Here is a 25549-nt window from a genome sequence, read left to right as displayed (position 1 = left end):
TATGACTCCTTAACCGAGTACGGCGGCGATCTGGATGCGGTCGATGTTCGGCGCGTAACCCGCGGACGGGTTTCCGAAAGTGATCGTGTTGGCGCCGGCCACCAGATCGACGTCGACGATCGTGGTGCGGTACGTGTTCCAGGCGAGCGTGTTGCGGAAGTAGTGCTTCTTCACCGCCCCGCCGTTGACGCTGATCTCGGCGTACCGATCGACGATGTTGTTGTTGTACTGGTGTTCGCCGACGACCTCGGCGTTCGCGTAGCTGACCACCAGCCGGTAACGACCGGCGGCCGGCGCGTTCACACCGTTGAAGCGCAACGTGTTGGCCGATCCGGCGCCGATCCAGCCGACGTAGTTACCACCGGAGGCGGCACTGTCAGCGACCACCACAGCGGTACCACCCCTGGTGTTGGCCGAGCTCTCGCTCTCGTACGCGGTGACCGTCCCGCTGGTCGCCGCGAGATCGAGATAGTCGAGGTTGACCGCGTCCCGGTCGTCGCTCGCGTAGGCGTTGTACTCGATCCGGTTGATCCCGGCCGGCAGGTAGACCTTGGTGGTGGCGGTCTTCCAGGTGTTCCAGTCGGCGGTGCCGGGCAGGGCCACGTCGGTCAGGTCGGAGCCGTTGACGCGCAGCCGGATCGAGCGGTTCGCAGGCGCCCCGGTGTACGGGCCGGCGCTGTACCGCAGGCTCAGGTTGTAGTAACCGTCGGTAGGCGCCGTGACGACGAACTTCGTGGAGGCGGTGGTGCTGGCACCGTATCCCTCGGTGAAGTAGGTCCCGGCGATCTTCGCGGTCCCGCTGATCACCGCGTACTCGGCCTCGTAACGGCTGGTCAGCACTGCTGGGCGGGCGGTGTTCGGGGTCAGGATGACCTGATACGCGGAGCTGCCCTTGAGCCCGGTCAGCGGGATCGTCACCTGGCCGCTGCCGACGGTGAAGTCACCCTCGGTCACCTTGTACGGCCCACTGGACGGGTCGAGACCGGAGCTGTCCACACCCCAGACCGTCGCGCGCACCGTCGTACCGAGGTAGCTCGGAATGCCTTTGACCAGGACGTTCGTGTCGTACGAGCCGGAGGCCGGGTTGTTGCCGCCGAGGATGATCCGGGCCTGCTTCTTGCTCGCGTCGACCGCACCGAGCCCCTGCAGCGAACCACCCGGCGACGGCGGGGTGACCGCGACGGTGTTGCCGGTCAGATCGCCGTACCACTTGTACAGCCACCACGCGCCGGTCGCCTGGTTGTTGCGGGTGACCAGGTCGTTCAGCCCGCCCGCGGTGGTCCAGTAGGCAAGGCAGCCGTCGACCTTGCTGTTCTCGAACTTCGCGACGAACTGCACCAGATTGCCCGGCACACCCAGGTCACCGGAGGAGCGGCCGTATTCGTTGATGGTGATCGGCAGCGCGCTGATCCCCAGGCTCTTCTCCATCGCCCGGTAATCGTCGTAATGCTGCTGCCAGCTGGTGTAGAAATCGTCGCCGAGTTCGTGCCAGGCCATCACCTGCGGCAGCACGTTGTTGTCCCGGGCGTAGGTCAGGAACGCGCGCAGATCCGCGGAACGGTAGCTGGCGAAGTTCGGCCCGGCGATGCGTGCACCCGGATCAAGCGAGCGGATCCGCTGGTAGACGGTCTTCCAGTCGGCGAGCAGTCCACTCAGATTGTTCTGATACCAGATCCCGTCCGGCTCATTAAAAGGCACATAGACATAGCTGCTCCGGTACGGGTCGGCGATGACCTTCCGGACTTGCGCATCGACCTTGGTCAAGTAGTCGGCGAGACCGAGGTTCTCGTACGGCCACTGCTGGTAGATGTCCTGCATGTAGATCTGGATGTCACGTCCGCCGGCACGCTTGAACATCGGCGCGATCCGCAGCGCGTCACCGTTCGGATGCTGCAGCCCGTCCGGCGCTTTCTGGGCGGTGACCTGCGGTTTGAGGGCGGCGAGCATGGTCTCGTTGGGGATGCCCTCGTCGCCGAGGCCGTACAGGAAGCCGGTCGCGCCGTAGCGCAGTGCTCCGGTGCTGGTGGCGAGGTCGAACGAGATCTGGGACGGGGCGGCGCTGGCCGGCACGGCGGTCAGCAGGGAGACGGCCGTGGTGGCTACGACCGCGATGGCGAGTGTGCGTCTCATGGCGCTCCTGAAGTTCGGGGGAGTTTGACGCCTGTCCATGTGACCGGTCACACGAGTTGAGGACAGCGTTAGTGTGACCGGTCACACGGGGTGGCCGGAAGAGTACGTTACGGTTTTGTTACGTCGCCGGTCCGGCTGTCGACTCGCGCACCACCAGGTGTGGCGCCTGCGGGCTGGTCACCGGCACACCCGCCAGCGACGCCACACACGCCCGGCCCAGCCCCAGGAAATCCATCCGCACCGTGGTCAGCGCCGGAGTCCAGAACGCGGCAGCCGGCACGTCGTCGAAACCGACGATGCTCACCTCCCCCGGTACGTCACGGCCCGCCTCGTACAGCGCCCGCCGCACCGCCAGAGCCGTGTCGTCATTCCCGCACAGAATCGCCGTGACCTGCGGGTCCTTCGCCAGCTTCGCGCCTTCCTGATAGGCGTCACGCACATCCCAGCCCGCGGTCACCATCGGCGGCACCTCCCGGCCCGCATCGGTCAGCGCCTCCCGCCAGCCGGTCTGCCGGGCGCTCGACCGGGCCTCCGACGGGATCGCCACGTGGTGCACGGTCCGGTGCCCCAGGCCCAGCAGGTGCCGGGTCGCCTCGGCCGCCGCCTCCCGCTCGTCCAGGAACAGCATCGACCGGTCACTGCCCGGCAGGCCGCCCGCCTCGGTCGCGGCCACCACCGGCACCTCCGGCGGCAGCGCCCGCAACACCGCCGCGCCCGCCGGATCGAACGCCACCACCACCACGCTGCCGGCGCTCGGGTCGCTCAGGTGATCCACGGCCTGCCGCACGTCGGCGGCGGCCTCCGACTCCACCACCCGCACCCCCACCGCCAGGCCCAGCTGGCGGCCCGCCTCCTCGACACCCTGCAGCACACCGGCGTAGCCGTACAACGTCGTGTTCGCGGTGACCACGGTGACCGCGTTCGCCCGCCCGGAACCCAGCGTCTGTGCCGCCCGGTTCGGCCGGTACCGCAACTCCCGCATCGCGTCGAGCACCTGCTGGCGGGTCTCCGGGCGCACCCGCGGCGAATTGTTCAGCACCCGCGACACGGTCTGGTAGGAGACTCCGGCCGCGGCGGCGACGTCCCGGATCTGCGGCCGGCCCTCACTGTTGTCCACGCCAATACCTATAGCAGCACCGCGCGGAATACCGGCTTCGTGCCACAGGCGATCAACGGTGGCCCGCAAGCGCCATGATCCTTCGTAGACTTCCGCCGATATCCGGGCCCACCAGGGAGGATGCCGTGCCGGCTCCGAAATTCAGATGGTTCGTCACCGTGCTGATCGCCATGGTGATCCTGGGGGTGGCGGCCGGGCTGGCGCTCTCCCGCGCCCGCGACTCGGCCGCCGGGGCGCTGGGGCCGGCCGATCCGTCCCACCTCGTGGCACCGTCGGATGGCCCGGTGCTCGCGGGCCCGTCCGGTGAGCCCGTCGCCGCGTCGATGGCCGCCTACTCCGGAGCACCCCGATCCGAGAAATCGGTGATGTCGCCGGCGACGGGGCCCATCATCGCCGCTTTCGGGGTCACTCAGCACCCGTCCTGTCCCACCGGGAAGCCGGTCGTGCTGAGCTGGAGGGTCACCGGCGCGGAGCGGACCACGCTCTCCGTCGACGGCCCCGGCGTCTACGACACCTACGGGGCCGAGGCCAGCGCCACGATCAACTTCCCGTGTGACGACCAGGCGCACACGTACACCCTCGCGGTCGCCGGCCCGGAGGGCACCGAGTCGAAGACGCTGACCGTGACGGCCGGCGCCGGCGACCCGGCGACCACCTGAGCGGGACCGGCTGAGGCGCGGATCACGCCGGTTCGGGCACCGGCGGCTGGTCGTCCGGGACCGGTTCGGCGGGCACGGGTTCGGCGGGCACGGGCTCGACCGGGATCGGCTCGACCGGAGGCGGCGGCAGCGGATCCGGGCTGTCCGGCGCCAATTCGCCCGGATCGTCCGGGATCGGCACGCCGGGATCCAACGGCGGATAGCGGTCCGGGTCGCCGGGGATGCGTAGTGTCGTCATGAAGATCGACGTACCCGGACGGCGGGACCGCAAACGGTCAGCCCCCGTTGCGCCTCCGGTTGAACCACACCCCGAACGCGACCGCGGCCAGCACGCAAATGCAGGTCAAGGCCACTCCGGCGGCACCCCAGGCGACCATCGCGACGGACAGGCCGGCCCAGATCAGCCCGCCGATCACCGCCAGGATGACGACCTGCACCCGGCGCGTGAGCATCCGCACCGGGCGGGCGATGCCTGGATCCTCAGCCGCGAGGCGGCCGACGATCTCCTCGAACTCCCGGCGTGTGTCTCTGGTGGACAACTTCCCTCACCACCTATCGGTGCGCGAACCCCGTCCTAACGAGGTATACCCCGAAGACGGGGCTCTCCCCCATGACACTCTTGTCACATCCGTTTTCCGCGCCTCTGGCGAACACTTTCCGCTCCTCGTGCGAAGAGCGACGCCTTCCGCGCGGGCCGATCACACCGGCCCTATCAGCGAACGATAGTCGGCCGCGCGCAACGGGCTGCCCGACAACGTCCCGTCACCCCGCGGAACCTGCAGCGAACGGCCCTCCCGCTGGAAGGTGACCCCGGCGATGTCGGGGCGGGTGGTGAGCGTGCACACGATCTGGCCGTAGGCGAGCACCTCGTCGCTGCGGGCGGTGCCCTCGTCGACCTCGCTGATGTCGACGGTGGCGGTGGTGCTGCCCGGCGGCAGGGTCACCGTCAGAGCGGTGGTGGCCAGCGCCGTCGACAGGCCCTGCTGCTGCTCGGACAGGTTCGGCCCGGACACCAGCAGGTCGAGCTGCCGCTGCGGGGACGGCACCGCGTCGGCCCGCCGGACCGCCTGCACCAGACGGCTGTCGCGGGTCAGGCAGAGCACCTGGGCCACCTCGCCGACCACGTCGGTGGAGGGGGCCGGCGAGACCGACACGTTGAGCGGCCGCCGGGGCAGCTCCACCGGATGCGGCTCGTCCTGCGACGGCACACCGCACGCGGAGAGAGCGAGAAAAGACGAAAGGGCCACTGCTGTCAGCCGTACGATCATGGTGTCTCGAATCCGGGGAGGGTGAATCGGAACCGCGCGCCTCCACCGGGACGCTCGGAGACACTGGCGTCACCGCCGTGCGCGGCGGCATGCCCGGCCACGATGGCCAGACCCAGGCCGGTGCCGTCGGTGCCGCCACGGAAGTTGGCGGCCGGCCCGCGGACGAACCGGTCGAAGATGATGGTGCGATCCTTCTCGGCCACACCCGGTCCCTCGTCGTCGACCTCCAGGAACCCGGCGCCGACCCGGACCGTGACCGCCCCGCCGCCGTACCGGTTCGCGTTGTCGATCAGGTTGCCCAGCGCCTGCTCGACCCGGCGCTTGTCGACGTACCAGAACCGCGGGGTGCCGGGCGCCACCTCGACCAGGTCGGCGGGCAGGCTCCGGGACCGGCAGACCCGCTGCGCCAGCTCGGGCACGTCCACCTGCTCGCGGTGGGCCGGGCGGTCGCTGCGGGCCAGCTCGAGCAGGTCGTTGACGAGCGCCTGGAACCGGGCGACCTCGGCGGTGACCAGGGTGATCGCGGCCGCCGACCGGTCGTCGAGGGTGTCCCGGCGCTTGTGCAGCACACTGGCGGCGGCCTCCAGCGTCTGCAACGGCGACCGCAGCTCGTGACTGACGTCGGCGGCGAACCGGCGGTCCCGTTCCAGCCGTCTGCTGAGCTGATCGGCCATGTCGTTGAAGGCGTCCGACAGCGGGGCCAGGTCGGGTTCGGTGTCCGGGTTGATCCGGGTGGTCAGGTCACCCCCGGCGATCCCCCGCGCCGCCTCGGCGACGGCGGTCAGCGGATGCAGGGCGTGCCGGGTCACGTACCACCCGACCGCGGCGCCGGCCGCCGCCACCATGATCGCGACCGCGGTCAGGACCAGCGCCAGCGTCTGCAGCGTGCGCTGCAGCTCGGCCAGCGAGAAGATCTCGTAGAAGACCGCGCCGCCGAGCAGCGGGATCCCCACGATCAGGGCCGGCTGGCCGTCGCGGCGGATGCGCTGGGCGCCCGACTCACCGCTGGCGGTCATCTCCTGCAGACCCACCGGGACGGCACCGTCGGCGGCCAGGTCGGCGCTGCGCGAGTGCCACCGCCCCTCCCAGTAGACCAGCACGTACCGGTCCGAGCCGGTGTCCAGCGCGAGCATCGCCTCGAGGACGTTCGGGTCGGCGCTGTTGAGGCCGGCGCCCACCACCATCGCGTCGTAGTAGGTGGCCCGGATCGCAGCCCGCTCCCGCTCGCCGAACAAGGTGTTACGGGTCGACTCGTACGACACCAGGCTCACGCACGCCGACAGGATCAGCGCGCCCAGGGCGAACGCGGCGCTGACCCTGGCCCGCAGCCCGATCGGCCAAACTCTCACGGCTGCAGCTTGTATCCGAGCCCGCGAACCGTCACCAGGTGCCGTGGGTTGCCGGTCTCGTCCTCGATCTTCTGGCGCAACCGGCCGACGTGCACGTCCACCACCCGCTCGTCGCCGAACTCGTGCCCCCACACCCGCTGCAGCAACTGCTGGCGGGACAGCACCAGGCCCGGATGGTCGGCCAGCTCGCAGAGCAGGCGGAACTCGGTGCGGGTGACCGACACCGGCTCGCCGCGCAGGCGGACCTCACCGGCCTCCGGGCGAACCTCCAGATCACCGAAGGTCAGCACCGACGTGGTCGGGGCCGCCGGCACGGCGGTGACCGTGCGGGCCCGCCGGCGCAGTGCCCGCAGCCGGGCCGCCAGCTCCTTCACCGCGACCGGTTTGACCACGTAGTCGTCGGCGCCGGCCTCCAGCGCGGCCACGATGTCGTGGGTGTCGTCGCGGGCGCTGACCACCACGATCGGCACATCGTCGTCGCGGCGCATCTGCCTGATGCACTCGTAGCCGTCCATGCCGGGCAGCATCAGGTCGATCAGCACCGTGTCGGCCCGGTGGGCACGCTGCGCCGCCAGGCCCTCCTCGGCGGTGGCGACGGCATGCGCGGTGTACCCCTCGTCCTCCAGGGCCATGGCCAGGGACAGGCGGATGCGGTCGTCATCCTCGATCAGCAGTACGGCACTCATGACCCAACTATTGTCCCGTCAGTCGAGGGCGGATCGGGCGGAACCGGCCGGAGAGCCGTTTGTCACGCGATTGTCATGGGTGCGGGAAAGGTTCGCAGACCATGAGGGGCAGTCTGGCGGTTGTCCATCAAGCCTGCCCGCCGGGAGGAGGTCCGCCATGACGGGACTCAGTCTGATCGCCGCGGTGGCCATCGGTGCCGTCATCGGCGTCGCCGGCCGGGTCCTGACCCGCCGGATCCGCACCGTGCCGCTGTGGCTGCCGGTGGCCGCCGGGGTCGCCGCCGCGGTGCTGGCCACCGTGATCGCCCGGATGGCGAATTCGGACCGGCCCGGGCCGACCGCGCTGGAGATCGTGCTGCAGGTGCTGTTCGCCGGGGCCGGGGTCGCCGTGGTCGCGATGACCGCGGACCGGCCGTCGTCGCGCCCTTCGCGGATCACCCGGGAGGACGCCCGGTGACCGCGATCATCGGGGACGCCGAGGGCATGGTCACGGTGATCTGCGACGGCTGCGGGGCGGCCGAGCAGACCAGCGACGTGCTGCGCGACGAGGACGTGGTGTGGCCGTCGATCACCACCCTGGGCTGGAGCGGCTCGCCGTTCGCGACCGGCACCCACCGGTGCCCGCGGTGCGCGCAACCGGACGCCGTGCCGGCCGCGGCACCGTCGGCCTCTCCGAGGTCGGCTTCTCCCGGGTCGGCTTCCCCCGGGTCGGCTTCTCCCGGGTCGGCTTCCTCAGGGTCGGCTTCTCCGGGGTCCGCCTCTCTGGTGTCGGACGATGCCGCTGCTCTTCTGGAGGAGGCCTGCGACATCCGTGACGTGGGCGACGGTGCCCGGGTCGTGGTGCTGCGCAGCGACCTGGACCTGAATCGGGTCGACCAGGTGCGCCCGGTGCTGATGGAGGCGGCCGAGTCCGGCCGGGACGTGGTGGTCGACATGCACGACGCCGCGGTGATCGACTCGGCCGGGCTGGGGCTGCTGGTCCGCGCCTACCGCTGCACGAAACGCCGGGGTGCCGGGCTGTCGCTGGTGGCGCCGTCCCGCTTCGTCCTCACCGTGCTGCACACCATGCACCTGGACGGCATGTTCCCGATCTTCGAGGACGAACAGACCGCACTGACCTTCACCGATCCCACCGATGTCGCGGTGATTCCGGTGCAACACTCTCCGTAGGTCTCTACGGGGAGGACTTCCGATGAACGCTCATGTCCAATCGGCCGCGCAGGGGACACGCCGGCTGGTCGACGAGATGGCCCACACGCCCGGTGAGGTGCTGGTGCTCGTCGGCTTGTGGCTGACGTGCGCACCGCTGGTGCTGGACCACGCCAAGTCCGGGCTGATCTATCCCGGCCTCAACGACGTCGCGATCGGTCTGACGGTGGTCGTGCTGGCGTTCGTCCGGGTCTTGACACCCCGGCACCACACTGACCTACTTGCCCTGTTCAGCGTGCTGCTCGGCGGCTGGCTGGTGGCGTCCCCGTTCGTGATCTCCAACCGGGACCTGGCACCGGCCGCCATGGTCAACGACATCGTGGTCGGCGGCCTGGTGATCGGTTTCGCGGTGGCAAGCTGGCGGGGCCACGACCGCCACGCGTGACAAGGCCCCACCCACCCAGCCGCGCCCGACCCGGCCCGGCCAGCCGCGCCACGCCCGACCCGCACCCGGCCACGCCACGCCCGACCCGCACCCGGCCACGCCACGCGCGGCTCGCGCTACCCGCCCGAACCTCGCCCGGCCGCATGACGAGAAGAAGGACCGCCCAGCCCAGGCGGTCCTTCTTCGTTTCTCCGCGGGCCTTGCCCGCTTCGAGTGGTCCTTCTTCGTTTTCGCGGACACCGGACACCGGACACCGGGTGCCGGGTGCCGGGTGCCGGGTGCCGGGTGCCGGACGTCGTCACCTCAGCCGGATTAGACGCTGATGCCGTCACCTCAGCTAGCCGGACGCGGATCAGCGCCGTTTCTGCCGGTCAGACGCGGGTACCGTCGCGCAGTTGCTTCAGGGCCGTCGAACAGTCGTCGGCCATCAGGAACATCGCGTCGGCCTGGAGTCGCTCCAGCGCGGCCAGAAGAGACGGTGCCGGCTGCGCGAAACAGATCTCACTGTGCCGCAGGAAGGCCCGATCCTGACTCTGCAGCAGCAGCGCCAGCCCGTCCCGATCGATGCCGGTGGCCCCGGCCAGGTCGACGACCACTCCCGGGTGATTGTCGATGGCCCAGGACAGAACGTCGCGCAGCCCAGGCACCATCGCCCGCCCGATCTCCCCGCGAACCGTCACCACAGCGAAACCGTCGTGCTCGCCAACCCGAATCGAACTCGACCCGAGCAACCCCGCCACCGTCATGGCCACGGACACTCACCTCTTCCCGCCTAGGAATCCGACAGTCGCCGACCGGGGCAACGGATGCCGCACGGCCCCATGACAGTTCCTTGACGGTTTCCCACCTGCCCTTCCACCACCACAGCCGTCAGGTTCACCAGGCCGCCATCAGGTTCCGCCACGCCGCCGCCAGGTTTCGCCGCACCGCCACCGGGTTCCGCCACGCCGTCGTCGGATTCCGCCACGCCGTCGTCGGGTTCCGCCACGCCGTCGTCGGGTTTTGTCACGGCGTCGTCACACGACCGCGAGGAAACCGCCACGCCACCCGACCAGACTTCCTGGCAAGACCATGAGGAGGTCTTGACACCATCCGGGTGGGGTCGTTCCGGTTCGGGACGCCCTCACCCAGATGTGTTTCCACCGCAAGCACCCCCACATCCGCCCTCGAACGCCTCACCGTGGCGGCGCTCCTCGCGCTTCTCGCCATGGCCAGCCGCCCCACGGTCCCACCGTGGCCGAGCGGCCCCACGCCTCTCACCGTGGCGGTGCGCCCCGTGCTTCTCGCCGTGGCCAAGCGCCCCACGCTTCTCGCCGTGACCGAGCGTCTCCGTGTTCCTCGCCGTGGCAAAGCGTCTTCACTCCCTCTCACCCCGAGCCCGGCATTCCCACACCCTCGCCGTGGGCAAGCATCCCCATGCTCCTCGCCGTGGCCGAAGGCCAGCGCCTCTCGCCGCAGTCGAACGCCGCAGTCGAACGCCGCCTCAGCGGTTTCTCGCCGTGATCGGACGGGTCGGTGCTTGTCGCCGTGGGCGTCTGCGTGATCGTCTGCCCTTGCCAGAATGGGGTGGGCCTGGGCGACCACACACCGTGACAATCCGCGAATGTCTCGCGCTGGTGGTGACTACGAAGCGTGTCGTTCAATCTTTGGGAATGGGAGCGAGCCCATGAACCGGCCCGCCCGTGCGGCATTGATCGGTGGGTGGAAATTCGGCGATGCGATTACGGTCAGGGTGCATTTCAGATACTCGGTGTTGACATTGAATGTGTGGTCGCGTTCACTTCGTGACGAAGCGGTTCCTGCGTGTGTGCGCCGGGGGCCGTGAAGGGTTTCTGACGGTTTTCGGAGGCATGACTTGGCCGCGATGTCGCGATCACTTGGCCGGTCCGCCCGGTAGCTGGTGTCCACCTCGCCGGGGCCGTGATCCGCGGCGGTGTGGGAACGTGCACAGCCATTTGCGTCAGGAAAGGCAGGACTCGTCGGTGTCGCTCTCCCCCTCCGACGTCAACGGCGTCGAGTTCCGGCAGCCGTCGCCGGGCGCTCGCGGGTACCACGAGGCCGAGGTGGACACGTTCCTCGATGACGTGGCCGTCGAGATGCGCCGGCTGGCCGAGGAGAACGAGACCCTCGCGCAACAGCTGCAGCGCGACGACCTGGCCGGGCACCTGCGCCGGCTGGAACGCGACCGAGACCGGGCCGAGGACCACGCCCGTGCCGTGCTGGCCGAGTTGGAGCAGGCCAGGGCCGAGGCGGAGCAGGCGCAGGCACGGCCGGCGGGCCTGGAGTTCACCTGGAACAGCGGGCGCTCCGGCGAACTGGAGATCGCCTGGACCGCGGGCCGGGCCGGTTTCCCGGGGCAGGGCATGCCCGATGACAGCCTCGCGCCGAACCCGCACATCTTCGACCTGGCGCGCCGTACCGCGGAGGAGCATCTCGCCGAGGCCCACCGGGAGTCGGCGACGATCCTGCGGAAGGCGGCGACCGAGGCCGCCCGGGTGGTCAGCGACGCCGAGCTGCGGGCCTCGACGATCATCGCCGACGCCCGGCACGCGCACGCCGAGGCGATCGCCGGCCTCGACGCGAAGCGCGCCGAGGCCATGGACCTGATCGACGTGCTGAAGGACAGGGCCCGTCGCTGGCGTACGGCGATCTCCGACGATGTGGATCTGCGCCTGCGCGGCATGGACGGCGGGGCTCCCGCGATCAGCCGGCCTCGGGGTGCTCCGTGACGTTCTGCAGGTAGAGCGCCTCGCCCAGCTTCTCGATGAGGCCGAGCTGGGTCTCCAGGTAGTCGACGTGGTGTTCTTCGTCGGACAGGATGTCCTCGAAGATCCGCGCGGACGTGATGTCACCGATCGAGCGCATGTACTCCAGGCCCCGGCGCAGCCGGTCGACGGCCTCGACCTCGACCTTCATGTCGCACTCGAACTGCTCCTTGACCGTCTCGCCGATTCGCAGCGAGAACAGCTTCTGGTAATTCGGGAGCCCTTCGAGGAACAGGATGCGGTCGGTCAGGACCTCCGCATGCCGCATTTCGTCGATGGATTCGTGCTTGGTGTGTTTCGCCAGCACGGTGTAGCCCCAGTTCTCCTGCATCTTGGCGTGCAGGAAGTACTGGTTGATCGCGGTCAGTTCCGCGGTGAGCTGCTCGTTGAGAAACTCGAGAACACGGGCGTCGCCTTGCATGCCAAATACCCCCAGTTATGGCTCTAACTGGGGTCATCGTAACCGAGCGGTTACGCTAAGCGACGAGCGGTAGGCACGTGTCGGCGGTTTCCTCCTCGATCAGGTCGCAGATCCGGTCCAGGCAGCTGCCACAGCCGGTGCCGGCACCGCAGGCATCCCCGACGGATTCCTCGGTGTGGGCGCCGGCCCGGATGACAAGTCGGACCTCACGCTCGCGAACGTGGTGACAGATACAGACGAACATCGAGCGTGGATCCTTCGGTAGCCTAGCCTTACCTTCGTTAGGCTGCCCTAAAAACCACGAATCCCGCAAGAGTCCCTCGGGGACGATCTTGCGGATCCACTGTGTCCGAACTGTGCCCGGCCTACGATCCACATGTGCAACGCGCGGGTACGGCCGCGCATCGTTGACAGCGCTCTTGCCGTTTTCTTAATGTCTGGGCATTCCATTCGGCTCGGATTCGGAGAGCGCCATGTCGACGGACTCCCGGCAGGACCACACCCTTTTCGGCGTACGCGTGACCAGGCCCTGGTGGATGGCGTCCCCGCAGGTCAGCACCCCGGCCACGGAACCCGACTTCGACTGCGACGACCTCGACGGCGAATTCGACCCGGATGACCTGTACGAGCATTTCCCGCGCCCATGAATGGGCTGTGCCGGAGCTGAGAATCGAATATGTGAATACGTGGCTCCGTCACCGCCGGAGCGGGGGCGTCGTTTGACCGGCCATGAACCGGGTCAAGAAGGCGGCCGGACTGCTGGCCGCCGTGCTGCTGTCCGCCGCACCGATCTCGTGCGGAGCGCAGTCCGAGGCCGCCCCCGATCTGGCGGCCACCGCGGCCCAGCTCGACAAGCTGGCGATCGAGATCGGCGGCAACCTCGACGAGAGGAAGGCCGTCGAGCTGCTCAACTATCACCGGGTCGAGGGTGGCGTCGCGGATTGCATGCAGGCCGCCAAACGACCGTACGTACCCGTACCGTATGTAAGTTTCTTTGATATTTTCTCGCCGAAGGACCTCGGGTACGGGGACAGCCGGGCGACCATCGTCGACTCGCTGACCAGCCACGGCCGGCGCCTGGTGCTCAACCAGCTCGCCATCGCCCGGCTGGAGCGGGCCGGAGCGATCCAGCGCAGGGCCGCGAAGGCCGACGTGCCGGTGCTCAACAAGTGCGCGGCGGCGTTCCAGAACCGGGGTTATCACGACTTCGAGCCGCCGGCCGGGGTCATGGAACTCGGCGATTTCAGCGACCTGCTGGCGCCGGTGCAAGGTGATCCGTCGGTGGTGGCGGCGATGGCCGGCTATCAGAACTGCATGAAGCAGCGGCACGGTTTCACCGTCCCGGACCGCAGCGACTTCCTGCTCACGCCCCGGCTCGACCGCCGATTCGCGCCGCTGCCCGGCAAACCGGCCACCCTGAAATGGCGCACCGGACTGCTCGCGATCGACAAGGCGTACAAGGCGGACGCGGATTGTCGCCGTCCCGCCTACGAGGCCGCGATGACCCTGCTGGCCGACCGCATCCCGGAATGGCGCGCCGACAACCGCGACAAACTGTTCGCTGTCCGGGCCGGCTGGCGCAAAGCCGTCACCGAGGCCAAGAAGCTCGGCTGAGGCGGATCACGGAAGGCGCAGCCGGACCTGCACCGGCAGGTGGTCGCTCGGGTACAGGGCGTCCTGGCCGGTGGTGTTCATCATCGCGGCCGTCGTGGTGACGTCCGGGGTGGTCAGGATCCAGTCGATGCGGCGACCGCCGGGGACCAGCCGTTGATAGTCGTGGAACGTGCCGAACTCCGGGCCCCGGACCTGGGCGCCGACCCAGGCGTCCCGTAATCCGGCCTGTTCGGTCAACACCCGGTACGGCTCGCTGGCCGGGCCGGCCGGGCTGTTGAAGTCACCGGTCATCACCACCGGCAGTTTCTCGAACCCGGCGATCCGCTCGGTGATCAGCCGGGCGCCGCGGAACCGGGCGTCCGCGCTCATGTGGTCCAGGTGGGTGTTGACCGCGTAGAACCGGCGGCCGGTCTCCAGGTCGTCGAAGAGCACCCAGGTGACCATTCGCGCGAAGGCGGTCCCCCAGCTCGCCGAGCCCGGCACCTCCGGGGTCGACGACAGCCAGTAGTGCCCGAACTCGCGCGGGGCCAGCCGGGTGGTGTCGAAGAAGATCGCCATCTGCTCGCCCCGGTCGTCGCCGTCCCGGCCGAGACCGATCCGGTCGTAGTGGTCGCCCAGGTCGTTCTCGATGTCGGCGAGCTGGTCGGGCAGGCCCTCCTGGGTGCCGAGCAGATGCGGGCCGGCGGTGGTCAGCAGGTCGCGCATCACCGGGCGGCGCAACTCCCACGACCGCGGCGGCGCGTCACCGGAGTGCCGCAGGTTGAACGTCATCACCTTCAGTTCGGCGATCGGCTCCCGCACGAGCGTCTCCGTCACGATCGGCACCGTCGCGGCGCCCGGAATCTGGGTGCAACCGACCAGAAGCGCCAGAAGCAGCAGCGTTCGGACGATCGGCACGGTCCCGACGGTAACAGCCGCCCGGATAGCATCGGTCGGCATGACATCTGTGAGCGGTCCGGTTCGGGAGGCCGTCCGACGGGGTGATCTGGACTGGCTCGCCGCGCACGTGGACTCGCCGGGTGTGCTGGAGCTGCTCGTCGATCACGAGGACCCGCGGTTCCGGCGTCTGGGTCTGGAGCGTCTCGCCGCCACGACGGCTGAGGGGCAGGTTCTGCTCGCCCGGCTCCATCAGCGGTTCGGGTGGGAGGTCGCGCCGGGGTGGCGTACCGCAGCAACTGAAGTTTCTGTTCGTCTTGCCTGGCTCCGGGCCGCGATCGCCGGTGCGCCGGAGATCCTCTCGCACGAGCCGGGTGGGGAGATGCTCCGGCAGGCTGTCGGCGGGATCGCCGCCGTCGACACCGGGCGGCCCGCGGAGCTGATCGACGAACTGATCCGGCGGGACGATCCAGTGTTGCACGCGGCGGCGTTGCGGCTGGTCCGCGAGGCCTTGCACGGCGCGCTGCGGGCTCGGGAGCAGCTGGTCCGGTTGTTGGACAGTCCGGAGGTCGCGCCGGACGTTCTGTCGGAGCTCGCCGAACCGTGGGCCGCGTTCACGCCGATTCCCCGTGATCGGTTGCGGGTTCTTCTGCCCGCCGGGATCCGGGTCGCGGCCCGGCACGGGCACGGTGACCTGCTGTGGGAGGTCATCACGGATGCGGATGTGCCGCCCCGGGAACGGCAGGCGGCGCTCGTCGCGTTGGGTGACCTGGCCGGGCGGACGGAGATCCCGCGGATCACGGCCGTTGCGAACGGTGACCCGCTGTTGTTCGCCGGGGCGGCCGTCGGCTGTCTGCGGGCCATGCACCGGCGTGGGATCTTTCCCGGTGGCGACGATGCGGCGGGGGTTGTCGCGCTGGCTCTCGCGGACCACCGGGTGTCCGCGGCGGAGACCGCGACGATCCTGTTCACCAGTCGTCACCAGGCGTTTCATGCCCTGGTGGGCGCGAACGACTCCTGGCCTCGGCGGCTCGACCTTCTTGTCGCGCTGGAACGACAGGGCAGCGGTGACCTGGCCGTCGGTGAGTTCGTCACCCGGCAGCTGCCGTCGGCGGCCCGGCCCGAGCCGTTCCTGGCCGCGATCCGTGCGCTGCGTCATCAGCCGGCCGAGAACGCGGTCCTCGGCACACTCGCCCGGGCGCCGGAGGCCGCTCTCGACGCGCTCGAAGCCATCGGTGGGCCAGCGACCGCCGCCGTTCTGGCCGACGGGCTCGGTGGTGACATCGCGCCTCATCTTCGGTCGGTTCGGCATCGTGCCCTCGAACTGCTGTGGCACCTCACCGACGACCCCGTACAGCGGCGGTCGATCCTGGCCCGGCTGGATCCGCACGACCTGCCCGGCCGCATCGTGACCGACCTCGGCGCCGCTGATCCGCGGGAACTCGCCCTCCTCAGCGCGGGAATCGACGCCGGGAAGCCGATCGGGTCGCTGGTGCGGCTGGCCCGTAACGGGGACGCCGGCACGTTGCCGGTCATCGCTGACATCGTGCTGCGGATCGTGGCCACTCCGGCCGCGGATCTGACCGAACTCCCCGACTGGGACGCCGGTGATCCCGATTTCCCGGGCGAGGCGGTGACCGCCATCCGGGAGCTCGGCGCCCGGTTGCATGATCGGGGGAAGTTGCGGCCGTTCTGTCTGCGGGAGGCCGACAGCGCTGAGGAGGCGGGGCACGCACTCTTCGCGACCGTGGTGCTGGATCTGCTCGACCGCAACGATCTGTCCAGTGCCGAGCGGGCCGATCTGCTGCACCTGCTGCGGGGTGTCCGCTATCCGGGCATTCACGCCCGGGTGCACCGGATGTTGCGGCACCATGATCGGCACGTACGCAAGAATGTCATCGATCTTCTCGATGCCGACGCCATGTCAGCGAGCCTCGTCGTCGCGACCACCGCCCCTGATCCGGAGACCGTGCGGCATGCGCTGGCCGCCCTGGGCCGGGTCGGGGCCGGGTGGGCGGCTCCGGCCATCGCGACGGGTCTGGACCGGCACAGCATGAGCGTGAAGAAGGCGGCGGCCGAGGCGCTGGTCCACGCCGGTTCAGCGACGGCGGTACCGAAGATGCTCTTCTGGCTGGGCCGGCATGACAATCCGGGTCTGCGGGACGCGTTGATCCGGGCGCTGCGGGCGACTCTCGGTGACGCTTATCCGGCCACCGTCCTGGCCGCGGCCGAGGACGCCTTCTCTGCTGACCTCCTTCTTCTCGCGCTCGACCGGGTGCTGTCGGCGCGGGCGGTCGATGCCCTGGCCCGGCAGGGTTCGCCGGTCGCCCGGAGGCTGCTCGCCCTGGTGGCCGACGGCCGGGTGCGGCTCGCCGCCGGATCCGTCACGGACCTGTCGGAGCAGCTCGAGGCACACGGGATCACCGCGCCTGCCGCGACGGCGCCGACCTTCGACGACATCGACCTGCTGGAATCCGGCGGCTGGGACACCACGATCGCCCGCCGCGTCCTGAAGCACCCGCCGAAACAACTCACCCGGTTGCGCCCGATGCTCGCCGACTGGCTTCAGCTGGCCGATTCTGATCCGTCGGTCCTTCCGCTGATCCCACAGATCTGCCCGGCTCCGTGGTCTCCCGACGAGATCAAGACCTTTCACCGATTTGCCGGTACGTTCATCGAGGCGCTGTCCGCCGCCGATCTCCTACCGATCCTCGAAGCGGTCGTCCCCACGCTGAGCACCGTTCAGGCACTCGATGTCGCCGCTCGGGTCAGGGCTCTTCCGGTCTCCGCCCTGGGGCACCGCTCCGTACTGCCGCTGCTACGCCTGTGCGGAGCGGTGCTGACCCGAACCGACGTCGACCGGGCGCTGGCGGCAGCCCGCTCGGGCCCGGATCCGTGGCAGGCCGAACCCGCCGTCCTCCGCGACGTCTTCTCCCCACCCGATGTTTCCTCCCCATCCGGCACCCTCTCCCCACCCGGTGCCCTCTCCCCACCCGGCACCTTCTCCCCGCCCGGCACCTTCTCCCCGGGGCGACCTCCGGTGTCCGATCCTGATCTGGTGATCTGGCAGGACGCTCTGAAAGCCGCAGTCCGCACCCCGGAGTCCTTCACCGCCTTTACGATCTCTCCGCTGGTTCCTCCGCCGCTCTCCGGAACTGCGATGATCATCCGATCCCGGCCCGGGTTCGCCTGATATCTCTGATCGACGTGTATTCCTCCGCTGACCAGGCGGTCCGGCCCCGGATCGTGGATTGGCTGGAGGCTCTCCAGCCCATCGGTGCGCCGTCGTGGACCCACGCTCTCTCGTCTTCTCCCCCGCGGACCGCCCGGGACGGCGACCTCGACCAGCCCCGCTCAGCCACACAACGTGATCGTCTGCTCGCCGATCTCACCGGCCCAGCCGCCGACCGGCGTGACGCGGCGGCAACCGCACTCCGCGACTGGCCCGAGCCGGAGATCAGACGTGCCGTCCTGCACGCCTTCCTGCAGGGCCGCGCCGACCTGAAGGTCACCGCCGAATTGGCACGAGCCGGCTTCGCATCCGTCTTGCAAGACGAGTCCGTCCTGCAAGACGCTGATCCCGCCCGCCTCCTTCAGGTGGTCGCCGGCCTCGCCCATCCCGACCTGATCCGGCTGGTCCCGCTGATGTCGGACCGGCTGGTTCCGCTGATGCTGGAGTGGTGGGAGAGCGAAGATCCCCGTGCTCGTGCGACAGCCACCCAGGTCTTGCACCGCGTCCCGGCCGACGCTCTGGCCGAACGGCTCCACAGCCGTCTCGACTCCGGTTCCTGGGGCTTCCTCGATCTTCTGGCCGGCCAAACGCTGCTGCGCACCCCGTTCCTGGACAAAACGCGCCGTCGACTCCAGACGGAAGGCCGCCCAGATCTGGCCGACCGCCTCGTCCTCACAGACGGACCGTTCCGTACCAGGACAATCACCGGCGAAGGCGAAGGCACCACCTTCAACGGCGACACCACTGTCACCGCCGACACCACCGACACCGCCGACCTCGCCGGCACCGCCGTCCTTGCCACGCTCCGTGAACGGCCGGAACCCACCGCCGACACCGCCGGCCAGTCCCGCGCCGAACTGTTCGCTGAAGTTCGCACCGGACCCGTCGCCCCGGCCCGGCGGGCGCTGACGCGACTCGCCGAGGCCTATGAGGACAGTCGACCGGCCGACGGCAAACCGGATCCCGAGCTGGTGCAACTTCTGAACGACCTGATGCAGCATTCGGAATCACGTCTGCGCGCGCACGCTCACCGGTTGGGCCGCCGCTTGCTGGACCACCCCACTTATCTGCGGCAGACCACGATCCTGCTGGAGGACCCGGAACCCGACCTGATCCGTTCCGCGATCAAAACCCTGAGTCACGCGAACCACAAGCCGGCGATCCCCGCGCTGATCACCCTGCTGACGCACTCGCACCCCATCGTCCGCCGCGCCGCGACCGAAGGCTTGACCAGGTTCGGCCCGGCCGCAACCCCTGCACTCCGCTACGCGGCGGACCACGCCCGGCCGGACAAACGGCACCTCTACGAGGCGCTGCTGACCTGACGGCCGGTCTCCTCGGTGATCGCCTGGTCCAGGATTTGCAGGCCCAGGTCCAGCTCTTGCGTTGTGGAGGTCAGGGCGGGAGCGATGCGGAAGACGCCGCCCATCGCCGGCAACTGGACCACGTTCATGTGCAGGCCCAGTTCCAGGCACCGTCGGGTGACGGCGGTGCCCAACTCGTTGGCCGGCTTCCGGGTCGTGCGGTCGAGGACCAGCTCCAGGCCGACGAGCAGCCCGCGCCCGCGTACGTCACCAATGACCTCATGTTTTTGAGCCAGATCGAGCAGGCCCTTGCGTAGGTAGGCGCCAAGATCTGCCGCTTTCACGTCCAGTTTTTCCGACTCCAGGACGTCCAGGACCGTGTTGCCGACCGCGGCCACCAGCGGGTCCGAGACGTGCGTGGTGAAGAACAGGAAACCCCGGTCGTGGGCGGTCTGCTCGATCTCCGCGCTGGTCACCACCGCTGCCAGGGGCAGGCCGGCGCCGAGCGTCTTGGAGAGCGTGATGATGTCGGGGGTGACGCCGTCGCGCTGGAACGCGTACCACTCGCCGGTCCGGCAGAGACCTGTCTGCGCCTCGTCCAGGATCAGCAGACCGCCGCGCGCGTGAACCCGGTCACGCAACGCCGCGAGGTAACCGGGCGGCAGATCGATGACGCCTCCGGAACTGAGGATCGGCTCGACGATGCAAGCGGCCAGTGCGCCGACCGACTGGGCGTCGAAAAGATCGAACGAGAAATCGAGCTGGCGCTGCCAGTCCAGCTCACCGTCGGCGGTGGTGAAGTCGGGCCGGTAGGCGCTCGGCGTGGGGATGGCGAAGTTACCGGGCGCGGCCGGGCCGTAACCCTTGCGGCCCGAACTGTAGGTGGCACTCGCCGCCGCCTGCGTCATGCCGTGCCAGGACCGGGCGAACGAGATGATCTCGTGGCCGCCGGTGACCAGTTTCGCCATCCGGATCGCGGCCTCGTTCGACTCGGCGCCGGTGGTGAGCAGCAGCACTTTCTCCAGCGGATCCGGCAGTGTTTCGGCGAGACGGCGGGCCAGGTCGACGACCGGGCGGCTGAGCATGCCGCTGAACAGGTGGTCGAGGGTCGCGGCCTGCCGCTGGATCGTCTCCACCACGGCCGGATGCGAGTGCCCGAGGATGGCGCTCATCTGCCCGGACGTGAAATCGAGCAGCCGCCGGCCGTCGGCGGTGAACACAAAACTGCCCTCGGCCCGCTCGATGATCTCCGGCACGAAACGGCCGGCGCCGGAGTAGCGGACCAGGTGACGATCGGCGTCGGACCAGAAGGAATCAGTCATGCTCCGACGCTAGGCACCGGTGCTGATCGGGTCCATCTCACATTTTCGCCGATGCTGTTAAGCAGAGCCGTACAGTCGCGGCGTGACGCTCAACCCGTGGCGGCTGCGGCTGCTCGCCGACTTGGCGACCTACGGCACCGTGCGGGCCGTCGCGCAGCACGGCAACATGAGCCCGTCGGCGGTGTCGCAGCAGCTCGCGACCCTGGAGCGGGAGACCCGGACCGCGCTGCTGGAACGTACCGGCCGGAAGGTGCGGTTGACCGCTGCCGGAGTGCTGTTGGCCGGGCGGGCGCGGGAGATCCTCGCCGCGATTGACGCCGCCGAAGCCGAATTACGTGGGCTCGCCGAAGAACCGGTCGGGACGGTGACGCTCGCCGCGTTCCAGAGCGCGGTGCACACGCTGGCCGAACCGGCGGTGACCGCATTGGCCGCCCGCCATCCCGACCTGACCGTGGTGCTGCTCGAACTGGAACCGCACGAGAGCATGCCGGCCCTCCGCCGCGGCGACGTCGACGTGATCATCACGACGGCGGATTTCGCGGGCGCCGAGTTGGACCCAACGATCGACCTGGTACCGATCGCCGCAGACGAGATCGTTCTCGTCATGCCGTCCGGCAGTGCGCTGTCCACCGCTGATGCCGTTTCGCTGTCCGTCTGTGCCGACCAGCGTTGGACCTTCGACGTGGCGGGTTCGTACATGTCGTCGCTGGCCACCCGCCTGTGCCGCGAATCCGGTTTCGAACCCACGGTGATCTGCCGCTTCAACAACTACATGCTGGCGCTGCGCCACGTCGAGAAGGGCGGCTCGATCACACTGCTGCCCAGCCTCGCCGTCGACCCCCGCTACCAGGTGATCACCCGCCCTCTCGACCCACCGGTCACCCGCCGCATCACCGCCGCCGTCCGCCGTTCCCCGGTACTCCGCCCCGAGGTGAGCGCCGTCCTCAGCGCCCTCCGAGGCTGACGACCCGACCGCGGTTCCGGCCTGAAGCGCTGCTCAGCACCCTGACGGCCCTGGGCTCGTCCAGCAGTGGTTTCACCTGGTCACGCCCGGGGAAGCGGCCAACACCCGGGCCGCGTCACGGACCGCGCCGGTGTTCTTGTGACCTTCACGGGAACCGGCGAGCTTGGCGGCGATGTGCTCGGCGACCGTGATCGGCTCGTACAGCGGCACCCCACCCTCCGGCACGAACCGTGGAAGCGTCTCGATCAGAGCGTCGCCGTTGCCGTCGTGGAAGAACGCGGCCGAGCGGCGGCGCTCGATGGTCCCGCCGACGATCGGTGGCTTGACCCGGTGCAGCGTCGACATCCACACGTCGTTGGTGAGGCGGGCGGAGATGTCGCCGAGGTTGACGAGCAGGGCGCCGTCGGCCGGCTGCACGTCGTGCCAGACGTTGTCGGTGCCGAGGACCTGCAGGCCGGCGACCTGGTCGGCCCAGAGAACGGTGACGATGCCGAAGTCGGTGTGCTCGCCCATGCCGGTCAGGTCGGCGCCCGGTTCGATCTCGCCGGGCTCCAGCGCGTAGTTGTTCATCCGCAGCACGTCGATCGAGTTCCCGGCGATCCGGTCGAAGAAGTCCGGTTCGACACCGAGCGCCGCCGCAAAGATGCTCGTCAACGTCTCGGCGACCCGCCGCGCCTCCCGGAAGTGCGCCTCCACCTGTGGGCGGAACGCCGTCGGCTCGTCCGGCCAGGTGTTCTTCCCGACCCCGATGTTGTACGCCTCGAAGTAGTCGTTCATCCGGGCGACCGGGTCGACCCCGAGGCTGTAGCTGAGGGACTCGCTCTTCGGCGGGCTGTAACCCCGGTTCTCGCTCGCGGGCCGGATCCAGCGCTTCTTCGCCTCCAGCGACTGCCCGAAGAACCCGTCGATGGCATCGGCCAGACCGTCGGTCACCTCGGCCGGCACCCCGTGCCCGACGATCTGCACGAATCCGACGGTACGGCAGGCCAGGTCGAGTTCCCGGACGGTCTGCTCGTCCCGTTCACCGCTCACCCAGGCGCTGATGTCCACGGTGGGGACCACGAAATCGGAAACCATGATCTCAGTCTCCGCCGTGTCCGTTGCGCTCCGCCGCCCATGCGCAGATCGCGGCCAACGGCTCCTGAAGAGTCTTCCCGAGAGGGCTCAGCGAATACTCGACGTGCTGCGGCGGCGTCTCCTTCAGCACGCGGCGCTCCACGAGACCGTCGCTCTCCATGTCGCGCAACGTCTCGGTCAGCATCTTCTGGGTGATGCCGGCGATCCGGCGGCGCAACTCCGCATGCCGTTGCGGGCCGGCCAGCAGCGCGTAGATCACCAGCACCCGCCACTTCGACGCCAGCCGCTCGATGGCCTGCCGGGTCGTGCAGCCCTCCTCGATCACGTCCGGGATCACCAGCACGTCGTCCTCATCTCCAAGGGCACCCCGAAGTGCCTTCTGGTACGGGTGGACACCGGCCGCCTACCGTCGATCCAACGATAGACGTCGACAGACACGGGGCCGAAATGATCACTTTCACCGCCGATGGCATCACTCTCGCCGGAGACCTGTCCGTAGCCGGGCCGGACGCGCCCGCAGTCGTGCTGACCGGTCCGTTCACGGGCGTGAAGGAGCAGGTCGCCGGGCTGTACGCCGCACTGTTGCGGGACCGTGGCGTGACCACGCTCGCCATCGACCACCGGGGCTTCGGGCAGAGCGGCGGGCGCCGAGGCCACGAGGACACCCAGGGCAAGCTGTCCGATCTGCGCGCCGCGGTGACCGTTCTCACCGAGCACACCGACCGCATCGGCATCGTCGGCATCTGCCTCGGCGGCGGTTACGCGGTGCGGGCCGCCGCCACCGATCCGCGGCTGCGGGCCGTGGTGGGGATCGCGGGCGCTTACAACAGTCCCGTCCGGTTCAGCGCCGGCGACCCGGCCGGTTACCGCAGGTCGCTGGCCACCTTCATCGAACGGTATGACGAAGAACTCCCCGCGGTCGCCGCCGGCGGCGCTCCGGCCGCCATGGGTGGTGACGAGCCTTACACCTATTACGGCACCACACGGTCCACCGCCGAGCACTGGGAGAACCGCGTCACATGGGGATCGCTGCACTCGCTGATGACCTTCGACGTCCTCGGGGCGGCGCCGCTGCTCGGGGACACCCCGCTCCTGGTGGTGCACGGGCGCACCGACGACTACTGCTCCCCTGCTCTGGCCTCGGATGTTCATGATTTGGCGCCCGGCCCGAAGGACTTGCTGTGGCTCGACACCGAGCGGCACATCGACCTCTACGACGTGGAACCGCATGTGACGCGGGCCGCAGACGCCGCCGCCTCGTTCATTCACCGGCATCTTTCCCCCAGGTGATCGGACCCGACCGCGAGAAGCGGTCCGGAACGGCTGGTCATATCCTTGACTCATGGATGAAGATCTGGTGGGCGCCGATGCGGGATTCTCCGCCCTCGGTCTGCGTCCCGAATTGTTGAAGGCTCTGAGCGATCTGGGCTACGAGGAACCGACCCCGATCCAGCGCGAGGCGATCCCGCCGCTGCTCTCCGGTGGCGACCTCGTCGGGCAGGCCGCGACCGGCACCGGCAAGACCGCGGCGTTCGCGCTGCCGCTGCTGCACGTGCTCAGTGGCGGCACCTCGAACGACCCGGGCGCGCTGGTGCTGGTGCCCACCCGTGAGCTGGCCGAGCAGGTGTCCCAGGCGATCCACCGTTACGGGCGGGACCTGAACGTGCGGGTGCTGCCGGTTTACGGTGGCCAGCCGATCAGCCGCCAGCTCCGGGTTCTGGAGCGTGGCGTCGACGTCGTCGTCGGCACCCCCGGCCGGGTCCTGGACCACATCGAGCGGGGCACCCTCCGCCTCGACATGATCAGCACCGTCGTGCTCGACGAGGCCGACGAGATGCTGGACATGGGTTTCGCCGATGACATCGAGGCGATCCTGTCGGAAACCCCCACCGAGCGGCAGACCGTGCTCTTCTCGGCGACGATGCCGCCGCGGATCGACGCGATCGCCCGCAAGCATCTGCGTGACCCGCAGCGCATCCGGATGGGCCGGGACACCGCCGCCGCGGACCGGCTGCCGAAGGTCCGGCAGAGCGCCTACCTGGTGCCGCGTGGTCATCGGATGACCGCACTGGCCCGGGTGCTGGACGTGGAGGCCCCGGCCGCCGCGATCGTCTTCTGCCGCACCCGCGAAGAGGTCGACTCGGTGACCGAAGGCCTCAACGGCCGGGGTTACCGCGCCGAGGCGCTGCACGGCGGTCTCGGCCAGGACCAGCGGGACAAGGTGATGGGCCGGCTCCGCGCCGGTCACACCGAGCTGCTGGTGGCCACCGACGTGGCGGCCCGCGGCCTGGACGTGGACCTGCTCACCCACGTGATCAACTTCAACCTGCCGACGGCGCCGGAAGCCTACGTGCACCGGATCGGCCGGGTCGGCCGCGCCGGGCGCGAGGGTGCCGCGATCACCCTGATCGAGCCCCGCGACCAGCGCCTGCTGCAGACGGTGGAGCGGCTCACCGGTCAGCGCGTCAAGCCGGAACAGCTGCCGACGGTGGCCGATCTGCGCGCCAAGCGCCTGGAGCTGCTGCAGGAGACGGTGCGGGCCGCCGCCCAGCAGGACGATCTCGACCGTTTCCGGTCGCTGCTCGCCTCGCTCACCGACGAGATCGATCTGGAGCAGATCGCCCTGGCCGGTCTGCGGCTGCTGCACGAGAACACCCGGGGCGACATCGACGAGACCGAGATCCCGCTGGTCGAATCCCCGCGCGACCGCCGCCGCGACTCCCGCGATTCCCGCGATTCCCGCGATTCCCGCGATTCCCGCGATCAGTCGTCGTGGGAGTCCCGCAACCAGTCCCCGCGCGGCGGCCAGGGGCAACGTGGTGGTCCCGGCCAGCGTGACGGCCGGGCCCAGTCGTCCCGCCCGGGCCGCGGCACGACCCGGGTCTTCGTCGGCCTCGGCCGCCGAGCCGGTCTGCGCCCGCAGGACCTGGTGGGCGCGATCGCCGGCGAGGCCGGTCTGCAGGGCCGCGACGTCGGTGCCATCGAGATCACCGACCGTTTCTCTCTGGTCGAGGTCCCGGAGGCAGCCGCCGACCGAGTGATCAAGGCCCTTCAGAACGCCGCGATCCGAGGCCGCCGCCCCGACGTTCGCCGCGAGCGCTTCTCCCGCTGACCCCACCGGCCGGTGACGCCCCCACACTCCGGGCGGCGTCACCGCCCTCGGTCTATGCA

The 25549-nt window shown here is 69.5% G+C and carries 26 protein-coding genes; 12 read left to right on the top strand and 14 right to left on the bottom strand.

Annotated features, from left to right (window positions below):
- Positions 1–9 precede the first annotated feature (9 nt).
- Together Aco03nite_RS30805 and Aco03nite_RS30800 are read right to left on the bottom strand one after the other, a co-directional pair.
- Positions 10–2130, bottom strand: a complete 2121-nt coding sequence (locus Aco03nite_RS30805; RefSeq protein WP_239145572.1) for a carbohydrate-binding protein — start codon at positions 2128–2130, stop codon at positions 10–12.
- 118 nt (positions 2131–2248) lie between these two features.
- Positions 2249–3247 carry a LacI family DNA-binding transcriptional regulator gene (locus Aco03nite_RS30800; protein WP_239145571.1) on the bottom strand — a complete coding sequence of 333 codons (999 nt, stop codon included), beginning with the start codon at positions 3245–3247 and terminating at the stop codon, positions 2249–2251.
- A gap of 125 nt (positions 3248–3372) precedes the next feature.
- Here Aco03nite_RS30800 and Aco03nite_RS30795 point away from each other — a divergent pair, with 125 nt between their 5' ends.
- Positions 3373–3906 carry a hypothetical protein gene (locus Aco03nite_RS30795; RefSeq protein ID WP_203801036.1) on the top strand — a complete coding sequence of 178 codons (534 nt, stop codon included), beginning with the start codon at positions 3373–3375 and terminating at the stop codon, positions 3904–3906.
- Positions 3907–3928: 22 nt separating this feature from the next.
- On the opposite strand, the gene Aco03nite_RS30790 is transcribed toward Aco03nite_RS30795, so the two are convergent.
- The 5 genes from Aco03nite_RS30790 to Aco03nite_RS30770 form a co-directional block, all read right to left on the bottom strand.
- Positions 3929–4144: a hypothetical protein gene (locus tag Aco03nite_RS30790; RefSeq protein WP_203801035.1), complete on the bottom strand. Its 216-nt coding sequence runs from the start codon at positions 4142–4144 to the stop codon at positions 3929–3931.
- Between the two features lie 37 nt (positions 4145–4181).
- Positions 4182–4445, bottom strand: a complete 264-nt coding sequence (locus Aco03nite_RS30785; RefSeq protein WP_203801032.1) for a DUF3040 domain-containing protein — start codon at positions 4443–4445, stop codon at positions 4182–4184.
- 159 nt (positions 4446–4604) lie between these two features.
- Positions 4605–5174, bottom strand: a complete 570-nt coding sequence (locus Aco03nite_RS30780; protein WP_203801030.1) for a GerMN domain-containing protein — start codon at positions 5172–5174, stop codon at positions 4605–4607.
- Entirely contained in the window at positions 5171–6523 is a 1353-nt protein-coding gene (locus tag Aco03nite_RS30775; protein ID WP_239145570.1) for a sensor histidine kinase, read from the bottom strand. Before Aco03nite_RS30775 ends, Aco03nite_RS30780 begins: the two co-directional genes overlap by 4 nt.
- Entirely contained in the window at positions 6520–7209 is a 690-nt protein-coding gene (locus Aco03nite_RS30770) for a response regulator transcription factor (protein WP_203801028.1), read from the bottom strand. Before Aco03nite_RS30770 ends, Aco03nite_RS30775 begins: the two co-directional genes overlap by 4 nt.
- Positions 7210–7366: 157 nt before the next feature.
- On the opposite strand from Aco03nite_RS30770, the gene Aco03nite_RS30765 reads away from it, so the two are divergent.
- The 3 genes from Aco03nite_RS30765 to Aco03nite_RS30755 are packed head-to-tail and all read left to right on the top strand — an operon-like array spanning position 7367 to position 8803.
- On the top strand, positions 7367–7666 hold the full coding sequence (locus Aco03nite_RS30765) for a GlsB/YeaQ/YmgE family stress response membrane protein (protein WP_203801026.1): 300 nt from the start codon (positions 7367–7369) through the stop codon (positions 7664–7666).
- A complete protein-coding gene (locus tag Aco03nite_RS30760) occupies positions 7663–8379 on the top strand; it encodes an STAS domain-containing protein (protein WP_239145569.1) in 717 nt (238 codons plus the stop codon). The genes Aco03nite_RS30765 and Aco03nite_RS30760 overlap by 4 nt, the downstream gene beginning before the upstream one ends.
- A gap of 22 nt (positions 8380–8401) precedes the next feature.
- A complete protein-coding gene (locus Aco03nite_RS30755) occupies positions 8402–8803 on the top strand; it encodes an SPW repeat domain-containing protein (RefSeq protein WP_203801023.1) in 402 nt (133 codons plus the stop codon).
- A 371-nt stretch (positions 8804–9174) separates the two neighbouring features.
- On the opposite strand, the gene Aco03nite_RS30750 is transcribed toward Aco03nite_RS30755, so the two are convergent.
- Positions 9175–9549, bottom strand: a complete 375-nt coding sequence (locus tag Aco03nite_RS30750; RefSeq protein ID WP_344317476.1) for an STAS domain-containing protein — start codon at positions 9547–9549, stop codon at positions 9175–9177.
- Positions 9550–10785: 1236 nt separating this feature from the next.
- On the opposite strand from Aco03nite_RS30750, the gene Aco03nite_RS30745 reads away from it, so the two are divergent.
- A complete protein-coding gene (locus Aco03nite_RS30745) occupies positions 10786–11532 on the top strand; it encodes a DivIVA domain-containing protein (protein WP_239145568.1) in 747 nt (248 codons plus the stop codon).
- Here Aco03nite_RS30745 and bfr read toward each other — a convergent pair.
- Both bfr and Aco03nite_RS30735 read right to left on the bottom strand, forming a co-directional pair.
- Positions 11507–11989, bottom strand: coding sequence for a bacterioferritin (bfr, locus tag Aco03nite_RS30740; RefSeq protein ID WP_203801013.1), 483 nt, complete (start codon positions 11987–11989; stop codon positions 11507–11509). The genes Aco03nite_RS30745 and bfr overlap by 26 nt on opposite strands.
- A 55-nt stretch (positions 11990–12044) precedes the next feature.
- Positions 12045–12233 carry a (2Fe-2S)-binding protein gene (locus Aco03nite_RS30735; RefSeq protein ID WP_203801010.1) on the bottom strand — a complete coding sequence of 63 codons (189 nt, stop codon included), beginning with the start codon at positions 12231–12233 and terminating at the stop codon, positions 12045–12047.
- Positions 12234–12462: 229 nt separating this feature from the next.
- Here Aco03nite_RS30735 and Aco03nite_RS30730 point away from each other — a divergent pair, with 229 nt between their 5' ends.
- Together Aco03nite_RS30730 and Aco03nite_RS30725 are read left to right on the top strand one after the other, a co-directional pair.
- Positions 12463–12636, top strand: coding sequence for a hypothetical protein (locus Aco03nite_RS30730; protein ID WP_203801007.1), 174 nt, complete (start codon positions 12463–12465; stop codon positions 12634–12636).
- A gap of 82 nt (positions 12637–12718) precedes the next feature.
- The gene (locus Aco03nite_RS30725) at positions 12719–13603 is read left to right on the top strand and encodes a hypothetical protein (RefSeq protein WP_203801004.1); all 885 of its coding nucleotides are present in this window, start codon (positions 12719–12721) and stop codon (positions 13601–13603) included.
- A 6-nt stretch (positions 13604–13609) separates the two neighbouring features.
- Here the strand turns inward: Aco03nite_RS30725 and Aco03nite_RS30720 are convergent, their stop codons facing one another.
- Entirely contained in the window at positions 13610–14500 is an 891-nt protein-coding gene (locus Aco03nite_RS30720) for an endonuclease/exonuclease/phosphatase family protein (protein ID WP_239145567.1), read from the bottom strand.
- A 40-nt stretch (positions 14501–14540) separates the two neighbouring features.
- Between Aco03nite_RS30720 and Aco03nite_RS30715 the strand changes: the two genes are divergently transcribed.
- A complete protein-coding gene (locus tag Aco03nite_RS30715) occupies positions 14541–17672 on the top strand; it encodes a HEAT repeat domain-containing protein (protein WP_203800999.1) in 3132 nt (1043 codons plus the stop codon).
- Between the two features lie 14 nt (positions 17673–17686).
- Positions 17687–19036, top strand: a complete 1350-nt coding sequence (locus Aco03nite_RS30710; RefSeq protein WP_203800996.1) for a HEAT repeat domain-containing protein — start codon at positions 17687–17689, stop codon at positions 19034–19036.
- Here Aco03nite_RS30710 and Aco03nite_RS30705 read toward each other — a convergent pair.
- On the bottom strand, positions 19015–20337 hold the full coding sequence (locus tag Aco03nite_RS30705) for an aspartate aminotransferase family protein (RefSeq protein ID WP_203800993.1): 1323 nt from the start codon (positions 20335–20337) through the stop codon (positions 19015–19017). The two genes, Aco03nite_RS30710 and Aco03nite_RS30705, sit on opposite strands and share 22 nt — an antisense overlap.
- An 82-nt stretch (positions 20338–20419) precedes the next feature.
- Here Aco03nite_RS30705 and Aco03nite_RS30700 point away from each other — a divergent pair, with 82 nt between their 5' ends.
- A complete protein-coding gene (locus Aco03nite_RS30700; protein ID WP_203800990.1) occupies positions 20420–21301 on the top strand; it encodes a LysR substrate-binding domain-containing protein in 882 nt (293 codons plus the stop codon).
- 72 nt (positions 21302–21373) lie between these two features.
- Here Aco03nite_RS30700 and Aco03nite_RS30695 read toward each other — a convergent pair whose 3' ends face one another.
- Both Aco03nite_RS30695 and Aco03nite_RS30690 read right to left on the bottom strand, forming a co-directional pair.
- Entirely contained in the window at positions 21374–22378 is a 1005-nt protein-coding gene (locus Aco03nite_RS30695) for an isopenicillin N synthase family dioxygenase (RefSeq protein WP_203800988.1), read from the bottom strand.
- A 4-nt stretch (positions 22379–22382) separates the two neighbouring features.
- Entirely contained in the window at positions 22383–22721 is a 339-nt protein-coding gene (locus tag Aco03nite_RS30690) for a winged helix-turn-helix transcriptional regulator (RefSeq protein WP_203800987.1), read from the bottom strand.
- A gap of 104 nt (positions 22722–22825) precedes the next feature.
- On the opposite strand from Aco03nite_RS30690, the gene Aco03nite_RS30685 reads away from it, so the two are divergent.
- Together Aco03nite_RS30685 and Aco03nite_RS30680 are read left to right on the top strand one after the other, a co-directional pair.
- A complete protein-coding gene (locus tag Aco03nite_RS30685; RefSeq protein WP_203800986.1) occupies positions 22826–23668 on the top strand; it encodes an alpha/beta hydrolase in 843 nt (280 codons plus the stop codon).
- A 52-nt stretch (positions 23669–23720) separates the two neighbouring features.
- Positions 23721–25490 carry a DEAD/DEAH box helicase gene (locus Aco03nite_RS30680; protein ID WP_203800985.1) on the top strand — a complete coding sequence of 590 codons (1770 nt, stop codon included), beginning with the start codon at positions 23721–23723 and terminating at the stop codon, positions 25488–25490.
- Positions 25491–25549: the final 59 nt, after the last annotated feature.

The sequence above is a fragment of the Actinoplanes couchii genome, from assembly GCF_016862075.1.
Taxonomy (GTDB): Bacteria; Actinomycetota; Actinomycetes; order Mycobacteriales; family Micromonosporaceae; genus Actinoplanes; species Actinoplanes couchii.
The sequence above is the reverse complement of the archived record's forward strand: the minus strand, read 5'-3'. Positions and strand labels throughout refer to the sequence as shown.

What these genes read in the sequence shown, in the direction of transcription:
- Aco03nite_RS30805 (WP_239145572.1), bottom strand. Translation starts at nt 2,130, where the DNA reads ATGAGACGCACACTCGCCATCGCGGTCGTAGCCACCACGGCCGTCTCC.
- Aco03nite_RS30790 (WP_203801035.1), bottom strand. Translation starts at nt 4,144, where the DNA reads ATGACGACACTACGCATCCCCGGCGACCCGGACCGCTATCCGCCGTTG.
- Aco03nite_RS30780 (WP_203801030.1), bottom strand. Translation starts at nt 5,174, where the DNA reads ATGATCGTACGGCTGACAGCAGTGGCCCTTTCGTCTTTTCTCGCTCTC.
- Aco03nite_RS30770 (WP_203801028.1), bottom strand. Translation starts at nt 7,209, where the DNA reads ATGAGTGCCGTACTGCTGATCGAGGATGACGACCGCATCCGCCTGTCC.
- Aco03nite_RS30765 (WP_203801026.1), top strand. Translation starts at nt 7,367, where the DNA reads ATGACGGGACTCAGTCTGATCGCCGCGGTGGCCATCGGTGCCGTCATC.
- Aco03nite_RS30755 (WP_203801023.1), top strand. Translation starts at nt 8,402, where the DNA reads ATGAACGCTCATGTCCAATCGGCCGCGCAGGGGACACGCCGGCTGGTC.
- Aco03nite_RS30750 (WP_344317476.1), bottom strand. Translation starts at nt 9,549, where the DNA reads ATGACGGTGGCGGGGTTGCTCGGGTCGAGTTCGATTCGGGTTGGCGAG.
- bfr (WP_203801013.1), bottom strand. Translation starts at nt 11,989, where the DNA reads ATGCAAGGCGACGCCCGTGTTCTCGAGTTTCTCAACGAGCAGCTCACC.
- Aco03nite_RS30735 (WP_203801010.1), bottom strand. Translation starts at nt 12,233, where the DNA reads ATGTTCGTCTGTATCTGTCACCACGTTCGCGAGCGTGAGGTCCGACTT.
- Aco03nite_RS30730 (WP_203801007.1), top strand. Translation starts at nt 12,463, where the DNA reads ATGTCGACGGACTCCCGGCAGGACCACACCCTTTTCGGCGTACGCGTG.
- Aco03nite_RS30725 (WP_203801004.1), top strand. Translation starts at nt 12,719, where the DNA reads ATGAACCGGGTCAAGAAGGCGGCCGGACTGCTGGCCGCCGTGCTGCTG.
- Aco03nite_RS30715 (WP_203800999.1), top strand. Translation starts at nt 14,541, where the DNA reads ATGACATCTGTGAGCGGTCCGGTTCGGGAGGCCGTCCGACGGGGTGAT.
- Aco03nite_RS30705 (WP_203800993.1), bottom strand. Translation starts at nt 20,337, where the DNA reads ATGACTGATTCCTTCTGGTCCGACGCCGATCGTCACCTGGTCCGCTAC.
- Aco03nite_RS30695 (WP_203800988.1), bottom strand. Translation starts at nt 22,378, where the DNA reads ATGGTTTCCGATTTCGTGGTCCCCACCGTGGACATCAGCGCCTGGGTG.
- Aco03nite_RS30685 (WP_203800986.1), top strand. Translation starts at nt 22,826, where the DNA reads ATGATCACTTTCACCGCCGATGGCATCACTCTCGCCGGAGACCTGTCC.
- Aco03nite_RS30680 (WP_203800985.1), top strand. Translation starts at nt 23,721, where the DNA reads ATGGATGAAGATCTGGTGGGCGCCGATGCGGGATTCTCCGCCCTCGGT.